Annotated in this window: 19 protein-coding genes; 12 read left to right on the top strand and 7 right to left on the bottom strand. The window is 68.8% G+C overall.

Going from position 1 to position 22843, the window contains the following annotated elements; translation table 11 throughout:
• Window positions 1-42 precede the first annotated feature (42 nt).
• Window positions 43-1014: a Bug family tripartite tricarboxylate transporter substrate binding protein gene (locus tag PSQ40_RS09075; RefSeq protein WP_273950945.1), complete on the top strand. Its 972-nt coding sequence runs from the start codon at window positions 43-45 to the stop codon at window positions 1012-1014.
• A 104-nt stretch (window positions 1015-1118) separates the two neighbouring features.
• Here the strand turns inward: PSQ40_RS09075 and PSQ40_RS09070 are convergent, their stop codons facing one another.
• The 3 genes from PSQ40_RS09070 to ppk2 all read right to left on the bottom strand — a co-directional run bounded on the left by PSQ40_RS09070 (window position 1119) and on the right by ppk2 (window position 5004).
• Window positions 1119-2870 (bottom strand): acid phosphatase, encoded by a 1752-nt coding sequence (locus PSQ40_RS09070; protein ID WP_273950937.1) that lies wholly within the window; start codon window positions 2868-2870, stop codon window positions 1119-1121.
• Between the two features lie 194 nt (window positions 2871-3064).
• Complete coding sequence (locus PSQ40_RS09065; RefSeq protein WP_273950932.1) at window positions 3065-4066, bottom strand: transporter; 1002 nt, start codon at window positions 4064-4066, stop codon at window positions 3065-3067.
• Between the two features lie 26 nt (window positions 4067-4092).
• Entirely contained in the window at window positions 4093-5004 is a 912-nt protein-coding gene (ppk2, locus tag PSQ40_RS09060) for a polyphosphate kinase 2 (protein WP_273950926.1), read from the bottom strand.
• A gap of 246 nt (window positions 5005-5250) precedes the next feature.
• Here ppk2 and PSQ40_RS09055 point away from each other — a divergent pair, with 246 nt between their 5' ends.
• The gene (locus tag PSQ40_RS09055) at window positions 5251-5601 is read left to right on the top strand and encodes a hypothetical protein (protein ID WP_273950924.1); all 351 of its coding nucleotides are present in this window, start codon (window positions 5251-5253) and stop codon (window positions 5599-5601) included.
• 62 nt (window positions 5602-5663) lie between these two features.
• Window positions 5664-5981, top strand: a complete 318-nt coding sequence (locus PSQ40_RS09050; protein WP_273950917.1) for a hypothetical protein — start codon at window positions 5664-5666, stop codon at window positions 5979-5981.
• A gap of 174 nt (window positions 5982-6155) precedes the next feature.
• On the opposite strand, the gene PSQ40_RS09045 is transcribed toward PSQ40_RS09050, so the two are convergent.
• Window positions 6156-6713, bottom strand: a complete 558-nt coding sequence (locus PSQ40_RS09045; RefSeq protein WP_273950910.1) for a hypothetical protein — start codon at window positions 6711-6713, stop codon at window positions 6156-6158.
• A 293-nt stretch (window positions 6714-7006) separates the two neighbouring features.
• On the opposite strand from PSQ40_RS09045, the gene PSQ40_RS09040 reads away from it, so the two are divergent.
• Both PSQ40_RS09040 and PSQ40_RS09035 read left to right on the top strand, forming a co-directional pair.
• Window positions 7007-10378, top strand: a complete 3372-nt coding sequence (locus PSQ40_RS09040) for an EAL domain-containing protein (protein WP_273950903.1) — start codon at window positions 7007-7009, stop codon at window positions 10376-10378.
• A 59-nt stretch (window positions 10379-10437) separates the two neighbouring features.
• On the top strand, window positions 10438-11421 hold the full coding sequence (locus tag PSQ40_RS09035) for an MYG1 family protein (RefSeq protein ID WP_273950898.1): 984 nt from the start codon (window positions 10438-10440) through the stop codon (window positions 11419-11421).
• Between the two features lie 62 nt (window positions 11422-11483).
• On the opposite strand, the gene PSQ40_RS09030 is transcribed toward PSQ40_RS09035, so the two are convergent.
• Together PSQ40_RS09030 and PSQ40_RS09025 are read right to left on the bottom strand one after the other, a co-directional pair.
• Window positions 11484-14453 carry a lamin tail domain-containing protein gene (locus PSQ40_RS09030; RefSeq protein WP_273950890.1) on the bottom strand — a complete coding sequence of 990 codons (2970 nt, stop codon included), beginning with the start codon at window positions 14451-14453 and terminating at the stop codon, window positions 11484-11486.
• 165 nt (window positions 14454-14618) lie between these two features.
• A complete protein-coding gene (locus PSQ40_RS09025; protein ID WP_273950882.1) occupies window positions 14619-15188 on the bottom strand; it encodes an HD domain-containing protein in 570 nt (189 codons plus the stop codon).
• 300 nt (window positions 15189-15488) lie between these two features.
• On the opposite strand from PSQ40_RS09025, the gene PSQ40_RS09020 reads away from it, so the two are divergent.
• Window positions 15489-16163, top strand: coding sequence for a nucleoside deaminase (locus PSQ40_RS09020; RefSeq protein ID WP_337961823.1), 675 nt, complete (start codon window positions 15489-15491; stop codon window positions 16161-16163).
• A 127-nt stretch (window positions 16164-16290) separates the two neighbouring features.
• Here PSQ40_RS09020 and PSQ40_RS09015 read toward each other — a convergent pair whose 3' ends face one another.
• Window positions 16291-17310, bottom strand: coding sequence for a sodium-dependent bicarbonate transport family permease (locus PSQ40_RS09015; protein ID WP_273950875.1), 1020 nt, complete (start codon window positions 17308-17310; stop codon window positions 16291-16293).
• Window positions 17311-17398: 88 nt separating this feature from the next.
• On the opposite strand from PSQ40_RS09015, the gene PSQ40_RS09010 reads away from it, so the two are divergent.
• The 6 genes from PSQ40_RS09010 (at window position 17399) to andAb (ending at window position 22831) form a co-directional block, all read left to right on the top strand.
• Entirely contained in the window at window positions 17399-18310 is a 912-nt protein-coding gene (locus PSQ40_RS09010; RefSeq protein WP_273950869.1) for a LysR family transcriptional regulator, read from the top strand.
• 106 nt (window positions 18311-18416) lie between these two features.
• Window positions 18417-18839, top strand: a complete 423-nt coding sequence (locus PSQ40_RS09005) for a BLUF domain-containing protein (RefSeq protein WP_273950863.1) — start codon at window positions 18417-18419, stop codon at window positions 18837-18839.
• 456 nt (window positions 18840-19295) lie between these two features.
• On the top strand, window positions 19296-20309 hold the full coding sequence (locus PSQ40_RS09000; protein ID WP_273950855.1) for an AraC family transcriptional regulator: 1014 nt from the start codon (window positions 19296-19298) through the stop codon (window positions 20307-20309).
• Between the two features lie 400 nt (window positions 20310-20709).
• Complete coding sequence (andAc, locus tag PSQ40_RS08995; protein ID WP_273950850.1) at window positions 20710-21975, top strand: anthranilate 1,2-dioxygenase large subunit AndAc; 1266 nt, start codon at window positions 20710-20712, stop codon at window positions 21973-21975.
• A gap of 4 nt (window positions 21976-21979) precedes the next feature.
• On the top strand, window positions 21980-22456 hold the full coding sequence (andAd, locus tag PSQ40_RS08990) for an anthranilate 1,2-dioxygenase small subunit AndAd (RefSeq protein WP_273950841.1): 477 nt from the start codon (window positions 21980-21982) through the stop codon (window positions 22454-22456).
• 9 nt (window positions 22457-22465) lie between these two features.
• Complete coding sequence (gene andAb, locus PSQ40_RS08985) at window positions 22466-22831, top strand: anthranilate 1,2-dioxygenase ferredoxin subunit AndAb (protein WP_273950835.1); 366 nt, start codon at window positions 22466-22468, stop codon at window positions 22829-22831.
• Window positions 22832-22843 lie beyond the last annotated feature (12 nt).

Genomic DNA, 22843 nt, shown 5'->3' with positions numbered 1-22843 from the left:
GAGCCGCCCGAGGCGGCCCCTCCACAACAAGGAAGACAAGCCATGAAACGCCGCACCCTGCTGCAAGCTGCCGGCAGCGCCGCCCTGATCCCGGGCTTCGCCCTCGCCGACGACAAGTACCCCAGCAAAGCCATCACCTGGATCTGCCCCTACGCCGCCGGAGGCAATGCCGACATCCGTTCGCGTCAGGTCGCCAAGGTCATGAGCAGCCTGCTGGGCCAGCCCATCATCATCGACAACAAGGCCGGGGCCGGCGGCAACATCGGCACCGAGGCCATTGCCCGCGGCAAGCCCGACGGCTACACCCTGGGCATGGGCAACCTGGCCCCCTTGTCGGTCAACCACGCGCTGTTCAAGAAACTGAACTTCGACCCCTTCAACGACCTGACCCCGATCATGCTGATCGAAAAAGGCCCGCTGGTCCTGATGGTGCGCAATGAGTCGCCCTACAAGACGCTGAAGGACCTGGTGGCTGCGGCCAAGGCCGCCCCCGGCAAGATCATCTACGCCTCGGGCGGCATTGGCGGCTCGCACCACCTGAGTGGCTCGCTGTTTGAACACGCTGTGGGGGTCGACATGATCCACGCCCCCTACAAGAGCGGCTCGGCCGCCGCCAACGACTTGATGGGCGGTCAAGTGGACTTCATGTTCGAGCAGATGTATGCGGCCATGCCGTCGATCAAGGCCGGTCGCCTGCGCGCCTTGGGCATCACCAGCAAGGCCCGCTCGCCGCTGCTGCCCGACCTGGCGACCATGGCGGAGCAAGGCTTCCCGGCCGTCGAAGTGCTGAACTGGCAAGGCCTGGTGGGCCCGAAAAACATGCCGGCGGACCTGGTCAAGCTGCTCAACACCGTGGGCAACAAGGCCCTGCAGGACGCCGACCTGCGCCAAAAGATCACCGGCCAGGGCAACGACGTGGGTGGCGGCACGCCCGAGGCGTTTGCGGCCCTGATCAAGGCCGAAGCCCCGCGCTGGGGCAAGGTCGTGCGCGACGCCAAGATCGAACCGGAATGACCCGCCCCGGTGGCCACGGCGCCCCGCCGTGACCCAACCCTGGCCCCCTCTGAGTCGAGCCAGCCGCCTGAGCCCCCGGGTTCAGGCGGCTTTTTGTTGTCGGCTCAGGCGAAGCTGAACGCGGCGCTCAAGTCCCCGGGTGGGCGCTCGCCGCGCGCCCGGAACGCCGCGTCGCGCGCCGCCAGCCCTTCGAGCACCGGCAGGCCGTGCAGGCGGGTGATGAAGCGCAGGATCGAGGTGGTGTCGTAGAAGGTGTGGTCCACATGCCCCTTCTTGACGTGCGGCGAAATCAACAACGCCGGCACGCGCGAACCCGGGCCCCAGCGGTCGCCCTCGGGTGGGGCCACCGGGTCCCACCAGCCCCCGTTTTCGTCAAAGGTCACCACCACCAGCATGTGGGGCCATTGGGGGCTGCGCTTCAGGTACTCGATCACATTGGCCACATGTTGGTCGCCGGAGGCCACATCCGAATACCCGGCGTGCAGGTTGAGGTTGCCCTGCGGCTTGTAGAAGGTCACCGCGGGCAGCCGCCCGGCCACGATGTCGGCCAGGAAATGGTTCGACAGGGGGCTGTCGCCCGTGCCGCCATCCCGCAGGTGCACCGCGCGCTCGGCGGTGCCGGGCGCGAACTGCTGGAAGTAGTTGAAGGGCTGGTGGTGGTACTGGAAGTTGGGCCGGTCGCCATCGGAGCGGCGCTCCAGCGCGGCTTGCCAAGCCCCGCCGTACCAGGCCCAGGACACCCCTTGGCGCGACAGCAGGTCGCCAATGGTGTCGTAGGTCTGAGGTGGCAGCACCGACGCATGGGCCGGGTCGGCCCGCAGCGGATCGCCCCCGGCGGCGGGCCGCACGTAGCTCGGCTGGTACGGCGGGGCCATGGTGTTGACGGCGTAACCGTCGGGGGTGATGGCCCCGTCACGCACAAATTTGGGCGGCCCGTCCAGCGCCGAGGCGGGGCTGTCGGGGGCCAGCGCGAGGCGGCGGCCCTGGGGGCCGTCCTCGGTCACGGCGATGCGGGTGCGGGCGGCCGTTTGGCTGGCGTTGAAGTATTCCGGCGTGCGGCCCGAAATCAGGAACTGGTGGTTCAGGTACGAGCCCCCAAACGCCGCCATGAAAAAGCGGTCGCACAGGGTGTACTGCTGGGCCAGCTTCCACAGCCCCAGTTGCTGGGCCGAGTCCCCGTAATGGCCCATGACCAGGCCCCCGGCGTCGGCCCAGGCGGCAAACTGGTCATTGCGGCCGCCGTGGATCTGCATCTGGTTCTGATAGAACAGGTGCCACAGGTCGCGCGTGATCACCGATTCAGGCAGCACCTGGCCTTCGGCATCCTTGAGCACGAACGGGGCGTTGGGCAGGCCGGTGATCTGGTGCTCGGCGATCCGGTAGGTCTTGCCGTCCACGCTCTGGCTGCGCGGCACCAGGCCGCCCCAGACCTTGGGCAGGGTGGCCAGCGGCTGGCCGTTGCGGTCGCGCTGCACGGCACGCTCGGGCGGCAGGCTGCTCAGCGGATCCAGCGTGCCGGGGAAGTTGGCGTACAGGTTGACGAAGCTGCGGTTCTCCAGGTAGATCACCACCACCTGCTGGATGTGGCGCTCCAGCTGCGCCTGCAGCGAACGGGCGGGCGCTCGGCCAGCCGGGCGGTCCCCAGGGGGCGCCGCCGAGGCCCCCGCGGCCGCGCCCAGCCCTGTGGCCGCGGCCGCAGTGGCCCCAGCCTGCAACCAGCGGCGGCGTGATGGGCTTGACGGCGCCTGGCGCTCGGCCGCAACCGGCGCGACGGACGGCGCGCCCGAAACAGGTGACACAGGGGCCGTGGACGCGGTCTGTGACGGTTTGCGGGGCGAATGGGGTTCCTGACTCATGGGGCTCCTCGTGGCGCAGGCACCTGCCAGGCACGGCAGGAAAAGCCGCATTCTGACGCAGCACCTACCGCTTGTCGCGCCGGCCGCGGCAGCGGCTGCCACCGCCCCCCTTGCGCCGCGGGGTTTGTCCGCCCGGCCACCCGGGCCATGCCAAGGCTTGCCCCCTGCGCCCGTCTGGCGGGGCGCCAACCGGCTCAGTCGTCGCGGCGCCGCCGCGTCCACCAACCGGCCAGCACCGTGAAGGTGACCACCACCGCCGCGATGACCCAAAAGCCCCAGGGGTCCTCGGCCAGCGGCACGCCGCCCACGTTCATGCCCAGGAGGCCGGCCACGATGTTGATGGGCAAGGCCAGCACGGTCACCACCGTCAGCGTGTAGACGCTCTTGTTGGTCTGCTCGCCGACCTGGGCCGCGATCTCCTCCTGCAGGAGCCGGATGCGCTCCTGCAGTTCGGCGGCGTCGCGGATCACCAGCGAAAACTCCTCGGTGGCCTGGCGCAGGTCGTCCAGATCGTCCTGGTTGACCCAGGCCGGCGGCCGGCGCAACAAGCGAAACAGCGCGCCAGGCTCGGGCGCCAGCAGGCGCTGCAAGCGCACCAGCACACGCCGCAAGGTGCCCAACTCGGCGCGTTGGCGCTGCAGTCGGCCTTGCAACAGGCGGTCTTCCACGCTGTCGACCTGCACCGTGGCCTGGCGCACGATGCGCACCAGCACATCGCCCTGGTCATGCAGCAGCCGGTTCAGAAAGGCCAGCGAAGACGCGAAGCGCAAGCCGTCGCGCACCGCCTGGCGCAGCACATCGATGGTGCGCAAGGGGTGCAGGCGCGCCGTCAAGGCCAGGTGGGGGCTGACGTGGACCCACAGCGTCTCGATCTCGGCGGGGTCAAAGGAGAACTCATAGGCCACGTCGTTGACCACCGCCACCAGGGTGCCGTCGGCGTCCTCGATGCGGGTCGAGCGCGAGCCCTCGTGCAGGGCCTCGAAAAACTCGGGCGCCACCGGCAGGTGTTTGCGGATCCAGGCCTCGGCCGCGGCGTCGCTGAGGTTGAAATGCAGCCAGACAAAGTCGCCCGGCGCACGCGGCCCTTGCAGCCAAAGCAGGGCCTGCGCGAGGTCGAGCGCCTGCCCCGGCGCGCCCCCTTCAAAGCTGTAACCACAGATCAGGCCGTGGCGCGTGGCGCCGTAGGTCGGCGTCATGGCCGCCACCGTCCCTCGGGCATCGATCAATACACCTGCGGCACGAACATCTCAGCCGGGACCGGGTTGCGCAAGTAGTCCTCGTGGCGCTCACGCTGCGGCAACTCGATGCGCGGGTGCGGCACTTCTTCATAGGGCATTTGCGACAGCAGGTGCTGGATGCAGTTCAAGCGCGCCTTCTTTTTGTCGTCGGCGGCCACCACCCACCACGGGGCTTCGGGGATGTGGGTGCGCTCCAGCATGATTTCCTTGGCCTTGGTGTAGTCCTCCCAGCGGCGGCGCGACTCCAGGTCCATGGGGCTGAGCTTCCATTGCTTGAGCGGGTCGTGGATGCGGCCCAAAAAGCGCAGGCGCTGCTCTTCGTCCGAGATCGAGAACCAGTACTTGATGAGCTGGATGCCCGAGCGCACCAGCATGCGCTCGAACTCCGGCGCCGAGCGGAAGAACTCCTCGTACTGGTCGTCGTTGCAAAAGCCCATCACCCGTTCGACGCCGGCCCGGTTGTACCAGCTGCGGTCAAACAGCACCATTTCGCCCGCCGCCGGCAGGTGCGCGGCGTAGCGCTGGAAGTACCACTGCGTGCGCTCGCGGTCGTTCGGTGCGGGCAGGGCTGCCACGCGGCAGACCCGCGGGTTCAGGCGCTGGGTGATGCGCTTGATGACCCCGCCCTTGCCCGCGGCGTCGCGGCCCTCAAACAGGATCACCACCTTGTGGCCGCTCGCCACCACCCAGTCCTGCAGCTTCACGAGTTCGCCTTGCAGGCGGAACAGCTCCCGGAAATAGCGGCGGCGGTTTTCGCGGTAGGCGGCGTCACGCAGGCCGTCGGCCCCGCCAGCGAGCTCGTCCAGGTGGCGGTCCTCCAGCTCGAGCTCCAGCTCTTCGTCATAACTGTCATGGGCTTCCTGGTGGATGCGGCGGATGAGTTCGTCGTCGGACATCGGGGGCCAACCTTTGGGGCAAAAAGTGATCCGGGCCACACCATGCGCCCGGCGCCTGCAGCCTAGCGAGGACCTGTGTCAATCGCATGACAGCCCGGGCCGGGCCGCCCCATGCCACGCGCAACGGGAGTCCCCCACCGGACAGCCCCGCAGCAAAGCTTGATCTGACGCGGGGCACGGAGCCCGCCCGGCTGTTAGGGTTGCTCAGGTTCATCCACCCCACTGCGCCCTCCGCGCCCCCGCCCCATGCCCAGCAAGTCCCACATCCACCCGCCCGAAACCCGCAGCCAGCGCCTGATAGACCGGCTCAAGCAACTGCGCCAGTTCCAGCCCGCGCAAGAGCGGGAAATGGCCATCCATGTGCTCAGTGGGGTGGTGGTGACCGCCCTGCCCGACCCCGCCCACGAGGGCCATGGCCTGCTGCAGCTGCGCCTGCCCCATGGGCTGACCGAAGCGGTGATGGGCGACGCCTACCTGGCGCTGCAACTCATCGAGCACTGCCGCCTTGAGCACGATGGCCCGGACGGCGACAGCCCGGTCGCCCGCCGCGTGCAAGCCTGGGCAAAAAAATGGTCAGATCTAGACGAACTCGGTTAAAAATAATGAATCTATGCCGACGATCCGCATGAATTGACCTTCTCCACTTCAGAAAGACGACCATGCCGCTGCCCCTTTCCACCGAAGACCTGCTCAGCCTGCCCAACACCGTGCTGTACGACCCGGTCAGCAAAAAAGGGGCGGCCTACGACGGTCTGCACAAGCTGATCTCCGAGAACGCCAGCGCCAAGCTGATCGAGTTCGCGCTCAAGAAGTCCTACCAGGATGCCCCTTGGGACCCGACCAAGCACGACCCCCAGGGCGACTGGACGCCGCTGCCGTCCTGGATGGTGGGCGAGGTGCAGCACCGTTGCGTGCTGTACTGGCTCAAGAGCGGGGATGAATCGGACGAAGACCTGCTGAAGATCCCTGCCGCCTGAACGCCTGGCGCCGCCGTCGGCAGCGCCGGCCGCGCGCGCGCCCGCCCAGAGCGGGACAACCATGCGTCAGGTTTCGATCGGACCTGCCCTGCCCACCGAAGCCAGCGGCCCGGTTCAACTGGCCGGGTCAGGCGTGCGGGCCACAGGCCGCCCCGGCAGGCGCCCCTGGCCAGCTCAAGGCTGGCGGGCGACGCGGTCCACCGTCTTGGGCAAGACCGGCGGCGGGCTGTCCACAAAGGGCATAGGCTTGAAGTCGTCCAGCGCGGTGGCGGTGAAAAGCACCCGCCCCCCCTCCCACGGCTTGTAGGGCTCGAAGGTCACGCGCGTCACGCGGCTGCTGGTCCCGATGACGCGCGGCGGCACATCCACCAAGCGGCCATAGTCGGCGAACGCAAAGCCGCGCCAGGTGGCACCGGCCCGGGGCAGCGGTTCGTTGTTGGGGTTGTCGGCCACCCAAGCCAGCAGCAAGCGGCATTCGGGGCCGGGCCGCAGGGGTTCGATGATCTCGGTGACCACCTGCATCTCGGGCAGGTCCTTGTCACGCACAGACTCCGGCCGGTTGCCCGTCCTGGGGGTTTGGAAACGAATCAGTCCGTCCAGCACCAGCACGGTCTTGCCCACATCGACCCCGACCGGGGTGACCCCTTCGCGGCACAGGCGCACGCGCCCCGCCTCGCCGCGCGCGTGGGCGACCGAGGCCAAGAGCAGCATCGCGTAAATCAAAAATCTCATGAATCCCCCTCCTGGGCTTCCGCCTTGGAAGCCGGTCCTCAGCCAAGCACCCGGCGCTGAACGCAGCGGGCCCATCTGCCCGCAATTTAACCGAGGCGACTGTGACAGCGCTTGCATTTCATCACAAATAGCGGCACTAATGCCGAGCACGGCCCCCCACGTTGGGGGGTGGATCGTGGGCACGGGTTGACGCGGCGAAGGGGCCCACGTCCAGATCAGCGGTATAAAGAAGCTGCGCGGTGGACAAAACCAACGCCGTCAGTCACCGATGGCCCACCCTCTGGAGACACCTCATGCGCCACCGCTCGGGTTTTGAGACGCAGGTCCTCGCGGCCTTCGCGGCTGCCATGGCGGTGGTGCTGCTGCTGTTGGGCGCCACCTGGGTGCTGGGTGAGCAAGCCTCCGAAGCCACCCGCTGGGTGGAGCAAACCCAGAACGTGTTGCTGCGGCTGGGGGGCGTGCGCGCCGAGTCGCTGCAGGTGGAAATCAGCACCCAGAACTTCCGGCTGCAGGGCGAACCGCAGCACCTCATCGAGCGCAACGACGCCATCGCCCGGCGCGCCGCGCAACTGCAGGCCCTGCACGGGCTGCTCAGCGACAACCCGGCCCAACTGTCGCGCTGGCAGGCCCTGAACGCCGTGGTCGAGCAGCGCCTGGCCATCTCCCTCGAATCCGAGCAGCTGCGCAAGACCCAGGGCCCCGCCGCGGCCAACGCCTACATCGCGCAAGCGCCGCTGGCCACCACGCGCGCCCAGGCCCTCGCCATCCTGCAGGCCATGGAGCAAGAGGAGCAGCGCCTGCTGCAGGCCCGCATCGAGGTGCAGCACCAGGCGCGTCAGCGCTTGCTGGCCGCCGGACTGCTGATGGCCGGCCTGCTGCTGGGGCTGCTCTACACCAGCTTTGGGTTGATCCGCCGCCAGCTGCGCGAAACCCAGGCCAGCCAGCGGGCCCTGGCCGACAGCGAAGAAGACCTGGCCACCACCCTGCGCTCGATCGGGGACGCAGTGCTGGCCACCGACCCCCAGGGCCGCATCACGCGCCTCAACCCGGTGGCCGAGCAGCTGACCGGCTGGAGCGCTGCCGAGGCGCTGGGCCGCCGGTTGGAAGACGTCTTTCGGATCGTCCACGAGGACACCGGCGCCCCCGCCGAAACCCCGTTGGCCCTGGTGCTGGCCACCGGCCAGGCCCAGGAGCTGACCGGCCCCATCGTGCTGATCCCGCGCCAGGGCGAAGGCCGCCCGATCGCCGACAGCGCCGCGCCGATCCGGGACAAGCAAGGCAGGGTGCGCGGCGTGGTGCTGGTGTTCCGCGACGTCAGCGCCGACCGCCAGGCCCAGCGCCAGACGCTGGCCCAGAAGCGCCTGCTCGAGCAGCATGTGCAGGAGCGCACGGCCCAGCTCAGCCTCAGCGAGGAGCACCTGCGCAACGTCATCGGGGCGGTGCCCGCCGTGATTGCCTACGTCGACGCCCAGCAGCGCTTTGTCTACACCAACCAGCCCTACATCGACCGCTTCGCCCCGGGGCAACGCCAGATCACCGGCCGCACGGTGAGTGAGATCCTGGGGCCCGAGCGCTATCCCCGCGTGGCCGCCATGATTGAGCAAGCCTTGCAAGGGCAGCCCCAAAGCTATGACTGGCAGCCATTCCCCGGCGTCTGGCAGGCGGTGCGCTATGTGCCCAAAACCGATGCGTCGGGGCGGGTCGATGGCTACTACGTGCTGGGTTCGGACATCACCGAGCGCAAAAAGACCGAAGAGCACATCCAGCGGCTGAACCAGGAACTGGCGCAGCGGGTGCGCGAACTCGAGCACGTCAGCCGCGCGCTGCGCACCCTGAGCGCCGGCAACCGCACCATGCTGCGGGCGCGCGACGAAGCCCAGTTGCTGCAGCGCATGTGCCAGGCCATTGTGGAGGCCGGTGGCTACCCGGTGGCGTCGGTCTGGTACCGCCAGGACGACGCCCAGCAATCGCTGCAACTGCGCGCCGAGTGCGGCTTTCCCGCCGGGCTGGCCGAGGCCGTGAGCCCCTGGCTGACCTGGGCCGACGGACCCTACGGACAAGGCGTGGTCGCCAAGGCGGTGCGCACTGGCGAGGCCCATGTGGTGACCGACATGCCAAACGACCCCAGCTACCAGCGTTGGCGTGCCCACCTGCACGGCTTCGCCTCGGGCCTGGCCTGCCCGCTGCGGGTGGATGGCGAGGTGATTGGCGCACTGGCCATCTTTGCCAGCGAGACCCATGCCTTTGACCGCGGCGAGATTCTGCTGCTGGGCGAGTCGGCCGACGACCTCGCCTTTGGCATCGCCACCCTGCGCACCCGGCGCCAGCAACAGCAGACCCAGGAGGCGATGCAGCACCTGACCCGGCACGATGCCCTGACGGGTCTGCCCAACCTGACCCAGTTCACCGAGCGCCTGACCCAGCTGCTGTCGCGCCCGGAGGAGGAGGCCGCGCCCCTGGCGATCTTGCAGATCAACATCGAGCGCCTCAGTGAGATCAACGACGCCCTGGGCTTTGGCCGCGGCGACCAGATGCTGCAGGAGTTCGGGCAACGCCTGCGCCAACTGGCCCCCGCCAGCGCGCTGGTGGCTCGCCTGCGCGGCGACGAGTTCGCGCTGTTGCTGCCAGGCAGCCAGGCCCGTGACGCGCTGCAAATGGTGCAGCACCTGGAGCAGGCCTGGCGCCAGCCCTTTGCCCTTGGCGGCATCGAGCTGGACGTGTCGGCCCGCACCGGCGTGGCCCTGCACCCGGACCACGGCCACACGGTGCACGACCTGCTGCGCCATGTCGACATGGCCCTCCACCACGCCAAGACCAAGGGGCTGCAGCACCAGGTCTATGACCCGGCGCGCAACCCCGAAGGCGCCCAACGGCTGAACCAGGCCGGCGAATTGCGCCGCGCCATCGAGGGGGGCGACCTGCGCCTGTTCCTGCAACCCAAGATCGACATGCTGACAGGCCGGGTCTGCGGCGCCGAGGGGCTGGTGCGCTGGCAACACGCCGAGCGCGGGCTGATCGGGCCAGGCCAATTCATCGACCTGGCCGAGCACACCGGCCTGATCAAGCCCCTGACGGAGTGGATGATCCAGCACACGCTGAGCGTCAACCACGCCTGGGAAGCCCAGGGCCAGGCGCTGCCCATCGCCGTCAACCTGTCGGCCCGCAACCTGCGCGACGAGGGCCTGCTCGACACGCTGCGCAGCCTGCGCCAGGCCAGTGGCGTGGGCCCGGGCCTGCTGGAACTGGAGCTGACCGAAAGCACCCTGATGGAGGACGCCGAGCTGGCCTTGCGGGTGCTGCACAGCCTGCGCGACGACGGCATCGCGCTCTACATCGACGACTTTGGCACCGGGTATTCGTCACTGGCTTATTTGCAGAAGATGCCGGTCGACTGCATCAAGATCGACCAGTCCTTTGTCGGCGACATGATCCAACGCAAGGAGTCGGCCGCCATCGTGCGCTCGACCATCGACCTGGTGCACGACCTGGGCCGCAAGGTGGTGGCCGAAGGGGTGGAAACCCAAGCCCAGTGGGACCGGCTGCGCCAGATGGGCTGCGACCAGGCCCAGGGCTACCTCATGGCCCGGCCCATGCCGGCGGCTGATTTTCCGGCCTGGCGCGCGGCCTACGAACAGCAGCACGCAGCGCCGCGGCCCCTGGCCTGAGCCCGGGCGGACAGCCCGTCGCCCCAATGGGTCATCGCCTGCTTCGCTACCATTGGCGCATGACTCAGAACAAGACCATCGCCACCCACAGTGGCAGTTTCCATGCCGACGACGTTTTTGGCGTCGGCGTCCTGATGGGCGTGTACCCCCAACACAGCCTGCTGCGCACCCGCCACCCCGAGAAGATCGAGGCCGCCGATTTCGCGGTCGATGTCGGCGGTGTCTGGGACGCCGCGCGCGGCCGTTTCGACCACCACCAACGCGGCTTTGACGGTGCCCGCCCGGCCCGCGCCCTGGCCGATGGCACGCTGCAGGCCGGTGTCGGCTACGCCAGCGCCGGTCTGGTCTGGTCGGCCCACGGCGCGGATTACGTCACGGCCTGGGCACAGCAACACGGCCAGGCGCTGGACGACGCGGCCGTGGCCGACATCGTCAGCAGCATCGACCATTCGCTGGTGCAGTACCTCGACATCGTGGACACCGGCCAAGGTGATGTGGCGCCGGGCATCTTCGGCCTGTCGGCGCTGGTGGCCCAACTCAACACGCACTGGATGGAGGAACAGGGGCTGGACGTGGCCAGCAAGGCCCAGTTGCAGGAAACCCGCTTCCGCGAGGCCATCGCCATCGTGCGCCGCTTCCTGGACCATGCGATTGGCAAGAAGGTGTCGCAGATCCGCTCGGCCGACATCGTGCGCCAATCGCCGCGCCTGCTGGGCGGCCGGGTCTTGCACCTGAACCAGGGCGGCATGCCCTGGACCCGCGTGGTGCTGGACGAGATGCCCGACGTGCTGCTGGTGATTTACCCCGACTCGGACGGCAACCAGTACCAGCTCAAGACCGTGCCGGTCGAGGTGGGCTCGTTCCAGTCCCGGCTGGACCTGCCCGCCGCCTGGTCGGGCCTGCGCGAGCAGGAGCTGGCGGCGGTCACCGGCGTGGCCGACAGCGTGTTCTGCCACCTGAACCTGTTCATTGCCGGGGCCCGCAGCCTCGAGGGCATCACCCGGCTGGCCGAACTGGCGCTGCCGGCGACCCCGTCGGCCTGAGGCGGCCGCGCCCCGGGCCCCGCCCGGGCGCGCGCCCGCCAGCCGAGCCGGGCGCCGGGGCCTCAGGCCAGGCGCGCCCCACCCGGCGAGCGCCGGGCGACCCCCCAGGTCAGGGCCCCCATCAACAGCGACAGCAGGAGCAGCCCCCACTCCGACAAAGTGGGCACCGAGACCGTGGGCGGCAGCACCGCCGGGATCACCGGATCTTGAATCTGACCGTTGACCAGGCCATCGGCATCAAAAGGCCCACCGTCGGTCAGGGCGAAGGTGATGCGGGTCTTGTTGCCCACCTGCTGCACCGAGGTCGCCACATTGACCCATTGGTTGGTCAGCCGGTTCTTCTTGAGCGCGCCATTGATCGAGGCGTGGTAGGGCACAAACAACTCAAAGGTCTCGGTGCTGCCCCCGGCCACCACCGGAATCCCCGACGCCGAGAACGAGAACGCCCCGTACGGCGCGGTGACCGCGGTCACCGGGGCGTCGCCCGGCAGGGCCTGGGCGCTCACCGCGCTCAGCGGGCGCCCCGCCACGCTGACCACCGTGGCATAGCCACCGCCGATGGCGGTGGGCAGCGACGTGACGTGGGCCTGCAGGCTGTCTGCCGTGCCGTCGCCATTGCCGTCATTGCTGCCCGCGCCGTTGGCATTGGGCACCTGGCTTTCGACGCTGTCGCTCACGCCGTCGGTGTCCACGTAGCTCGCGGTGCTGCCCAGGGTGACCGTGTCCAGACGGGCCTTGCGGTGGGCCTCGGTCAGGTCCTTGGCGGCCGTGCCATCGCCGTAGAACACCACATCGCCCGCATCGCTGAGGATGCCGATCGACACGTTGTCGCTGAGCGCCGTGGCGGGCTCGATCAACCCTTCGGGGGACGCCGCCATGCCGCCCAGCAGCGTGGTGAGGGCGGCGCTGCGCAAGGCCAGGTTGATGGCCTCGCCATTCGCCCCCACCCGGCCGTCCCAGGTGTAGAGGCGGAAATCCTTGGGCGCCACGCCGGTGGCACCGTCGGAGGGACCGGCGAGGATCAGGTACTGGTTGTCCACGGTGCGGCGGATCTCACGGATGCCGCGCCCGCCGAGGTTGAGGCGAATCGGCGTCCCAAAGGTGGCGCTGCCCGCCGTGCCGCCGTTGGACTGCAACAGGCTGGCAAAGTTGGTCACCGGGATCAGCAAGGCGTGGGTGCGACCGGCACTGCTGCCCGCGGCCACCGCGGCCTGCCCTGGCCCGGCGACCAGCGGGGCCCGAAAGCCGAGCCACGCGGCCGAACTGTCGGGCGACACGGTCATGCCCTCGATGCTGAAGCCGTCGAGCTGCGCCGACTCGGGCGCCAACCCGGCGGCGGCGCTGTTGCCAAGACCCAGGTACGCCGCCCCCAGCTGGTGGCCATTGGCCTGGTCCCAAGCCAGCAGGTCGGTGCGCAGGTGCTTGTAGTAGCCCACGAAGCTCAGGCTGGTGCTGGCCCCACTGCCACTCAGGTCGGTGGCAAAGAAGCGCCAGCGGTCGGGGCGGATCAGCCCGTTCTTGTTGTTGCTGTGCGAGCCGGTCCAGTAGACCCGGGTGCCCAGGGCAAAGGCCGCCTCGAGGTCGGATTCGCCGTCGCACGAGGCCCCCGTCACCCCCTCGCAGTTGGCGCCCGCGCCAACGCCCATCGTGCCGCCAATCGAGGTCAGCGGAAAGACCGTCACGGCCGGGCCGGAGCGGCGGCGGTCAAACAGCAGGATCTGATTGGCCGGCTCATCATCGGCGGTGAGCACATGGTGGTCGTCCAGTCGAACCGCGGTGGACAGGTCCGAGCGCCCCACCGGCCACACCGTGGCCGACTGGGCCGTGGCCGCGCTGCTGGCCGCGTACTTCAACACCCGGCTGCTGCTGGCGTTGCCCGCGTTGCGCACCGTGACCGTGATGTCCGCATAGCCCACCCCGACCGGGCTGATCTTCAAGGTCACCGTGCCTTGGTTGTTGCTCAGCGTCAGCCCCCCGTTGGCCACCACCGCGCTGTTGCTGCTGGTCGCGCTGAGGGTCAAGGCCCCCGCCGCGGTGACGTTGTCCGACACCGAAAAGGTCAAGCCCGTGTTGGCGTAGTGGTCGCGGCTGTCGCCCACCACGCCCGACAGGGGCGTGTTGTCACTCAGGCCGCTGAACACCGGCGGTGTGGCGCAGGTGCCGGCATTGAGCGCCACCTCCTGCACGTCCGAATAGGCACTGGCGCCCCCATCGTGGATGGCCAGCACGCGGTAGCGCACACACAGGTCGCCCGTCAGGCCGCTGACGGCCTGGCTCACGGTGGGGGCAGCCACCACAATGCCGCCACCGCCAGCGCTGCCGTCGGCGCGCAGCAAGTTGCTGAAGCTGTCGCTGGACACCTCGAGCACATAGGTGGTGGCCCCGCCGACCGCTTGCCACGACGCCGTGAACCCGGTGCCGGTGACGCCGCTGGCGGCTTGGCTCACGGGTGCAGCCGGTGCGGCCGCGGTCGAGCGGCGCCCCGGCGAGCCGACATCGCCATTCGACGCGACGCTGCCAAAGCTGTCGGAGGCCGCGGACAAGGTCGGCGCCGAGTTGTTGCTCGACCACTGGAACGAGACGCCGGTGGTGGCGGTCGAGAAATTCTGCCGCGACAGCTCGACCCCACCGCCGTCAAACACCAGCACGCTGTCGCCGCCCGCGCCCAGGCCCACCCCGCTGCCCGTGTAACTGCCCACCCGCAGCCGCGGAAAAGCACCGCCCCACTTGCTGCGAAAGGCCGTGATGGCCGCAGCGGACCCTTCCACAAACACCACCGACTCGCCCGGGCCGATGGTGTCCAGACCGGTCATGGCCACCGCGTTGGCGAAGCTGGCGCTGCTGTCGTCCATCTTCAGGCCACTGAGGCTGACCGGGGTGCTGCCCGTGTTGGTCAGTTCAAACCAATCGGCCGTGGCGGTGGCCGCACTGCTGGACATCACCTCGGTGATCAGCAAATCCGCTTGGGCCAAGCCCGCCCAACAAGCCAAAAACAAGACGGCGGCACGCGGCCGCGACAGAGAGAACACCATGGACACCGGAAGTTGTAATGACAAACTTCCAGCATCTCGCCCCGCCGTGACAGCCTCGTGTCACGGGACAACGCCCGGGGTGGCCGCAGGGGCTCTGGCGGCGCCCAAGGCGGCGCCGTCCGCCCGCTGGGGGGCCACCGCACCGGGGCACGGCGCCCCGCCAGCTCAGGTCGGCGGCACCAGGCGGCGAATTTTCTGCAGCGTGTCCGCCAGGGCGTTGGCCATCGGGGCCTTGCGCTCGGTGAACAGGCGCGACAACGCCTCGTAGTACCAGACCGCGCCTTCGAGCTTGGCCGTGAAACGGTCAAACACCGCGGGGCCGATGGTGACCAAGTCGTCCAGGATGGCGCGCGCGTTGCTGAGCTTGTCGCAGCCCGAGACCAACAGGGCGTCATCGGAGGCGGTCTTCAGGTGGGCCAGGTAAGCGCGCTTGCGTTCGGTCCAGGGCAACTTCTGGCCCTGGGCGTCGGGCACGCCGTCGGTGCAAGCCTGCACCAGGGCCAGCACGCGCGGGCCAAACTGCGCCTCGATGGGCTCGGCGTACTGGGGGCCGCCGTCCTCCAGCACGTCGTGCAGCAGCGCGGCGATCTGCTGGTCTTCGTCGCCGCCGTATTGCGCGACCAAGCCCGCCACCACCACCGGGTGCGTGATGTACGGAATCGACGTGCCTTTGCGCAGCTGCCCCTCATGGGCCCGCGAGGCCAGGGTGATGGCTTGGGTGAATCTGGGCGTCATGCGAACAGTTTACGGTCAGAGTGAGGGTCGCTGCCAGCCTGCTTGTCGCGTCAGCAGAAAATCACCGCGGGGCCAGCCCTGGGGTCAACGTTTCAAATGCGTGGGAGCCCTTTTCAGCCGGGGGGATGGCCTCAAGTCCGAACGCCACAAAATCCCCCAGCCATCGGTCTGAATCAGATCGAAAAAATCGCTGGCCACTCGCCGCGACAGAAAAGCACTCAAAACAGGTTGTAACTGATAGTATCCAAAACGGTTCGTGATTCACCCCGGCATCGAACCCCGCTGAAGGAGGATTGGAAGATGGACTCTGCCCCTGAACCGACCGACACCGCTGGCGAAACCGCCGTTTTCTCGGTCATCCCACGTCGCCACTTTCTCTCCGCCGCGGGTTTGGCGTGGGCCAGCGGCACCTGGTTGAGCCCCATGGCCGCCCACGCTGCCCAGCCCGGGGCCACCCCCGGGACGCAGCCCGGCGGGCACCGAGGGCCGCGCTCGGAGGTCAGCCCCCAGGACGCCGAGTACATGCGCAACGCCATCCGCTTGATGCGCCAGGCCGGCGTGCTGGACAAGACCGGCGGCCCTTTTGGGGCCGTGATTGTGCTGAACGGCAAAATCATCGCGGCCACCGGCAACAGCGTGCTCAAAGACAAAGACCCATCGGCTCACGCTGAAGTGAACGCCATTCGACAGGCTTGCCGCACCATCAATTCGGTCGACCTCAGTGGCGCCGTGATGTACACCAGTTGCGAATGCTGCCCCATGTGCTATGCCACCGCTTATTGGGCGCGGCTCGATAAGATTTTCTACGCCGCGGGCTGGAAAGATTACGCCGATCTGTTTGACGACCTGAATATCGGCATCGACCTCACCAAACCTTATCCCGAACGCCAATTGGCGCCGCAACAGATATTGCAAGCCGAAGCCAAAGCGGTTTGGGACGAATTTCGGCAAATGCCCAACCGCGCGCGTTACTGAGGTGGTGGCTGAGGTGGTGGTGGCACCCGTGGCCTGAGCGCCCGGGCAGCGGGCCACGGCTCCCGCGGGGCACCGGGCGACGGGCCCGGCCGGCCGCAGCGGGCGCCCGGCGCCCGCCAGGCAGGCCTCAGCCCAGCGCCGCCTGCGCGACCCAGGCGTACACCGGGATGCCCACAATCAGGTTGAGCGGGAAGGTCACGCCCAAGGACAAGCCAAAGTACAGCGAGGGGTTGGCCTCGGGGATGGCGTAGCGCAACACCGCGGGCACGACGATGTAGGACGCACTCGCCGACAGCACCATCAACAGGGCCGCATCCCCCGCCGGCAGCCCCAGCAGGGCCGACAGGGCCAGCGCCAGTGACGCGTGCAGCACGGGGGCCAGGCAGCCATAGGCCAGCAACACCGGCGACTGCCCGCGCACCGTGCCCAGGTTCTTGCCCACCATCAATCCCATGTCGAGCAGGAAGAACGCCAGCATGCCCTTGAACAGGTCGCTCGCAAACGGGGCCATCACCTCGTGCCCCCGGTCACCACTGAGGTAACCGATCGCCATCGCGCCCAGCAGCATCAGCTGAGCCCCGTCCGTGAACGACTCGCGCAGCAAGTGCCCCAGCGACGGGCCCGCATGGCCGCCGCCGCCCCCGAGCGTCGCCACCGCGGCGCCCCCGCCAGCCGACGACACACTCACCGCCGACGGGGCGGTCTGGCGCAGGCGGTTGGCCAGCAACACCGCCATCAGCACCGCGGGCGACTCCATGATGACCAGCGCCACCGCCATGTGGCCGCCGGGGCTCATGCCATGGCTGTCCAGGTACTGCGAGGCCGTGACAAAAGTGACGGCACTGACCGACCCGTACGAGGCCGCGATGGCGGCCGCGTCAAACGGCGACACGCGGCGCTTGAGCAACTGGTAGCCCAGCACCGGCACCAGGAAAGCCATGGTCAACGCGGCCACCAGGCCCAGCACCACGGTGCCGCTGACGTCTGAGTGCGCCAGCGCCAGCCCCCCCTTGAGGCCCAGGGCCATCAGCAGGTACAGCGACAAGAACTTGGCGATGGCGGGCGGGATCTCGAGGTTGGAGCGCAAAGCGCCCGCCGACAAGCCCAGGACAAAAAACAAGATCGCAGGATCCAACAGGTTCTGCATACAAACCTCCTTCTTGGGGCGCGATGCTAGGCCGTCGGGGTCATTAGGTAAAATCGATTCTCAGACATTGATCCATAGAGATAAATCTATGAACATCACCTTTCGGCAGTTGAAGCTCTTCCTCGCGCTGGCCGACACCGGCAGCGTCAGCCGGGCCGCCCAGGCCTGCCATGTGACCCAGCCCACGGCGTCGATGCAGCTCAAGGAGGTGTCCGATGCGGTCGGGGTGCCCTTGTACGAGGTGATCGCCAAGCGCGTGCACCTGACCGACGCCGGGCACGACCTGGCCCGTACCGCGCGCGCCATCCGGGACGAGTGGGCCGCGTTCGAGCAGCGCATCGACGCCACCCAGGGCCTCACCCGGGGCCAGCTGCGGGTGGCCGTGGTCAGCACGGCCAAGTACTTTGTGCCGCGCCTGCTGGGTGGCTTCTGCGCCCAGTACCCCGAGATCGACATCGCCCTCGAGGTGCTGAACCGCGATGGCGTGGTGCAGCGCCTGCGCGACAACCGCGACGACCTCTACATCATGTCCATGCCCCCCGCCGACATGGACCTGGAAGACCAGGTCTTCCTGCCCAACCCGCTGGTGGTGATCGCGGCCCAGCACCACCCGCTGGCCCGGCGCAGCGCACTGGCGCTGTCCGACCTGAGCGCCCAGCGCTTCATCCTGCGCGAGCGCGGCTCGGGCACCCGCATGGCGGTGGACGCGCATTTCAAGCGGCACCGCTTCCAACCGCAGCTGCGCCTGGAGCTGGGCAGCAACGAGGCGGTCAAAGAGGCGGTGGCGGGTGACCTGGGCCTGTCGGTGCTGTCGCGCCATGCCCTGGCGGGCGGGCCGGCGGCGCACGGGGTGGCGGTGCTCGATGTCGAGGGGTTTCCGCTGGCCTCCAGCTGGCACCTGGTGCGGCAAAAGGGCAAGCAGTGGACGCCGATTGCGCGCGTTTTTCAGGCCCACCTGCTGGCCCACTCGGCCGGCTGGGCCCAAGCGCCGCAGGGCTGAGGCGGCAGTGCGGGCCGCGCACCGCCCGGGCCGCATGGCCCCGCGCGAGCACGGGTTGAGGGCCCTTCCTTAGACTGGGCCCCCCCGCACTGAAAGAAGGCACCCCATGCTCATTCGCCTGACCTATGCCAGCCGCGTCAAAGACTCCCTGGGCCCGGCCGATGTGAAGGACATCGTCCGCGCCTCCAAGCGCAACAACGCGCGCCTGGGCATCACCGGCACGCTGTTGCTGGTGGACGGCATCTTCCTCCAGTGCCTGGAAGGGGGCCTGTTGCCAGTCAACACCCTGTACCACCGCATCCTGCTCGACCCACGCCACCAGCAACCCGCGCTGCTCAACTTTGCCGAGATCGACCGGCGCCTGTTTGGTGGCTGGCACATGGGCCTGGTGCCCGCCACGGCGGACAACTTAGCGCTGCTGATGGCGTATTCACCGTCCGCCCAGTTCGACCCCTACGCCATGCGGCCACGCGCGCTCGACGCCCTGTTGGAAGAACTCGTGAGCCGCGCCCGGGTGCTGAGCGAATGAGCACCGCGCGGCGCGGTAACGCCGGGCCGCGCCGGGTCGCCAAGTGCCTGCTGGGGCCGCTCAGGCCAGCAGGAAGGCGTTGAAGGTCAGCGACACGCCCAGGGGCACCGACAACGGGTGGCCCGCCACGGCTGGCAGGCGCAGCCGGTCGCCGGCTTGCGCGGGCCGCGCGGCGCTCCACAGGCCACCGATGCACCATCCCAGCGCCCAGGCCCCATGGCAGGGCCCTGAAGGTGTGCACCCAGGCCGGGGGCACGGCGGGCAGGGGGCCCCCGACGGCAGCGTCCGCCAGGCCCCGCCCCCGCCGCCTTGCGGGGCGGGGCCCAGCAAACGGGCCCACGGGGCCCACCGCGCTCCGCGCCACGCCTTAGCAGTGGCATGCATCTTGCGGTTTGATGCACATCAACCCCCGTCGCTGCAGCCCGCCTGCCGCGACCTTTGCCCACGATGCGAACCATGCCTGCCCCCCTGCCCCCGGCTGGATCCCTCGATCTCAGCCCCCTCTACCAGCACTGCCTCTTCCGTTCGGACGCACAGGTGGAGTCGCACGACCAGGTGGCGCGCGAGCTGTCGGACCACGACCTGCACTGGCGCCAGGGGGCCGTGGACACCGCGATGTACAAAGCCGGCACGCGGCGCATGGCGATGTTCGCGCTGCGCTACGGCGCCGAAGTCGAGGTGCGGCCACGGCCGTTTCAGGACTTTGCGCTGGTGCACCTGTCGCTGCGCGGTGGCACCGAAATCGAGGCCGACGGTGTGCGCATCTCGGTCCCGCAGGGCCGCACCGCGCTGATCGCGCCGCGCCGGAGCATCCGCATGTGGTGGGAGCGCGGCTCGGAGCAGTTCATCCTCAAGGTGCCGCACAGCCTGCTGCACGCGGGCGACCCCGCCTCGCCCGAGGCGCTGGACCTGCCCTCGGCAGCGCTGCTGTCCACGCCGCACGAGGGCCCGTGGCGTTCGCTGGTGCAGTCGCTGGTGCACACCACCGCCCTGCCCCACGGCAGCCCGGCGCACGGTGCCTGGGTCGACCATTTCGAGCGCACCGTGGCGCTGTTTCTGCGCACCCATTCGGGGCCGGACAGCGCCCCCCTGGCGCCGCCGGCCCCCCCTGCGGCTCGCCAGGCGATCACGCTCAGCGGGGCCTCGGCCGGCGCGCGGCTCGAGGCCATGGAGGCCTACATGCGGCGTCGCCTGGCGGCCCCGATCGCGCTGGTCGACCTGGCCCAGGCCGCGGGCGTGAGCGTGCGCACCCTCACGCTGCTGTGCCAGCGGCACCGAGGCAGCACCCCGATGGACCTGCTGCGCGCGATGCGCCTCGATGCGGTGCGTGCCCACCTGCAAAGCGATCCCCAGGCCAGCGTGACCACCTGTGCGCTCGAGTACGGCTTTGGCCACCTGGGGCGCTTCTCGGCCTATTACCGCGAACGGTTTGGCGAGCTGCCCAGCGAGACCCGTCCGCACCGGCATTGAGGGGCGGCCCGCGCGCCCACGACTGCGCCCACGATTACGCCCACGCCCACGCCCACACCTGCGCCCGCATCGCGCCCGGCGCCACCACCGCCACAGCCGCGCAGAGCCACCTCCGCCGTGCAGAACCGCCCCAGCCAACGCGCGCGCCACAGCCCCCTCATGCCCCTCATGCGCCCTCATGCCCCCCGGCTCGCCCGGGCGGGCGGCTGCGCTGCGGCGCGCGCGGCCACTGCGCTTATCCAGTTCTGGCCAGAGCGGAGCCCGGCCGCCGGCGCGTTGTCCAGTTCCGGCCAGGCTTGCCTGAACCGGACAAGCCCGCCGCCCACTTTGCCGGTAGTGGATAGCTGCCCAAGCCTTGAATTTCTAGACTGGGTTCCAGCGATTTCTACAGGAGCCCCCCATGTCAGAACAAGTCATCAGTGCCCCACCGCCGCTGGGTCGCGCCGTGCATTTTCCCCAGCCCGACGGCTCGCGTGTGCCCTACCGCGTGTTCAGTTCGCAAGAGGTCTACGAGCGTGAGCAGGAGCGCATCTACCGTGGCCCGGTCTGGAGCTTTCTGGGCCTGGAAGCCGAGATCCCGAAGGTCAATGACTTCAAGAGCACCTTTGTGGGCGACACCCCGGTGGTGGTCACGCGCACAGCCACCGGCCTGGCCTGCTGGGTCAACCGCTGCGCCCACCGGGGCGCCGTGGTGTGCCGCGAAAAGCGCGGCAACGCCGCCTCGCACACCTGCGTCTACCACCAGTGGAGCTACTCCTGCGAAGGCAACCTGCAGGGCGTGCCTTTCCGCCGCGGGCAAAAAGGCCAGGCCGGCATGCCCAAGGACTTCAGCCCCGAGGGCCACGGCCTGCACAAGCTGCGTGTGGACAGCTACAAGGGCCTGATGTTCGCCACCTTCAGTGACGACACCCCGCCGCTGCCCGACTACCTGGGCGCCGAAATGCGGCCCTGGATCGACCGCCTGTTCCACAAGCCGATCGAGTACCTGGGCTGCACGCGCCAGTACGCCAAGAGCAACTGGAAGCTGTACCTCGAGAACGTCAAGGACCCGTACCACGCGAGCCTGCTGCACCTGTTCCACACCACCTTCAACATCTTCCGCGTGGGCATGAAGGCGCGCTCGATCCCGGACGCCACGCACGGCCTGCACAGCATCATCACCGCCACCAAGCTGGAGGAAGCCGGCGACACCGCCGCGGCCTACAACGCGCAGAACATCCGCTCGATGAACGACGGCTTCGCGCTCGAAGACCCCGAACTGCTGGGCCAGATCAAGGAGTTCGACGAGCTCACCACCAACCACATCCAGCCGATTTTTCCGCAGCTGGTGGTGCAACAGATCCACAACACCCTGGTGGCACGCCAGTTGCTGCCCAAGGGACCGAACAACTTCGAGCTGGTGTTCCATTTCTTTGGCTACGCCGACGACAGCCCCGAGCTGCGCGAACTGCGCCTGTTGCAGGCCAACCTGGTGGGGCCTGCGGGCTACATCTCGATGGAGGACACCGAAGCCACCGAACTGGTGCAGCGCGGCACGGTGCGCGACGCCGATGCGCTGTCGGTGCTGGACATGGCGCGCGACGCCCCGGAGCAACAAGAAACACTGATCACCGAAAACCTCATCCGCCGCTTCTGGATGGGCTACCAGAAACTGATGGGGTACTGAGCACATGAACACCAAACTGCAACTCTGGCTGGAACTGAGCGAGCTGCAAGCGCGCTACGTCAGCACCCTGGACAGCCTCCAGCTCGAGGCCTGGACCGAGTTCTTCACCGAAGACTGCCGCTACGAAATCATCCCGAAGGAGAACGTGGACGCGGGCCTGCCCGCCCCCGTGGTCTATTGCCGCAACCGCAAGATGCTGCGCGACCGCGTGCTGTCGCTGCGCCACGCCAACATTTACGAGGGCCACACCTACCGCCACATGACTTCGGGCCTGGTCATCACCGGCCAGGGCGGTGACGTGGTCACCACCACCTCGAGCTATGTCGTGGTCATCACCGGGCAGGCCGGTGAATCGAACGTCTACCAGGCGGGCACCTACCTCGACGAGGTGGTGCGCGTCGAGGGCGAATGGCGTTACCGCCACAAACGCGTGGTGTACGACACCCTGCGCGTGCAAACCCTGCTGGCCACGCCGATCTGAGGAGCCCCCATGAGCACCCAACCCACCCCATCAACCACCTGGCACGACATTGGCGAGCCCGATGATTTTCCCGACGGCGCCGCCTGGCCCGTGGTGGCCGACGGCCTGCCGATCGCGGTGTTCCGCCAGGGCGAAGAGCTGTTCGCGCTGTACGACCTGTGCACCCACGGCGCGGCCAAGCTGTCCGACGGCTGGGTCGAAGACGGCTGCGTCGAATGCCCGCTGCACCAGGGCACGTTTGACCTGCGCACCGGCGCCCCCTGCAAGGCACCGGTGACCGAAGCGGTGCGCGCCTTCCCGGTGCGCGTCGTGGCCGGCCGGGTTGAAGTGGCGGTGGCGCCAGCCGCCACGCCCACGCCTACGACCGCGGCCTGAGCCCGGCCCCGC

The sequence above is a fragment of the Curvibacter cyanobacteriorum genome (assembly GCF_028649475.1).
Taxonomy (GTDB): Bacteria; Pseudomonadota; Gammaproteobacteria; order Burkholderiales; family Burkholderiaceae_C; genus Curvibacter; species Curvibacter cyanobacteriorum.
Note: the sequence above shows the minus strand (reverse complement) of the source record. Positions and strands in the feature narration are given on the sequence as shown.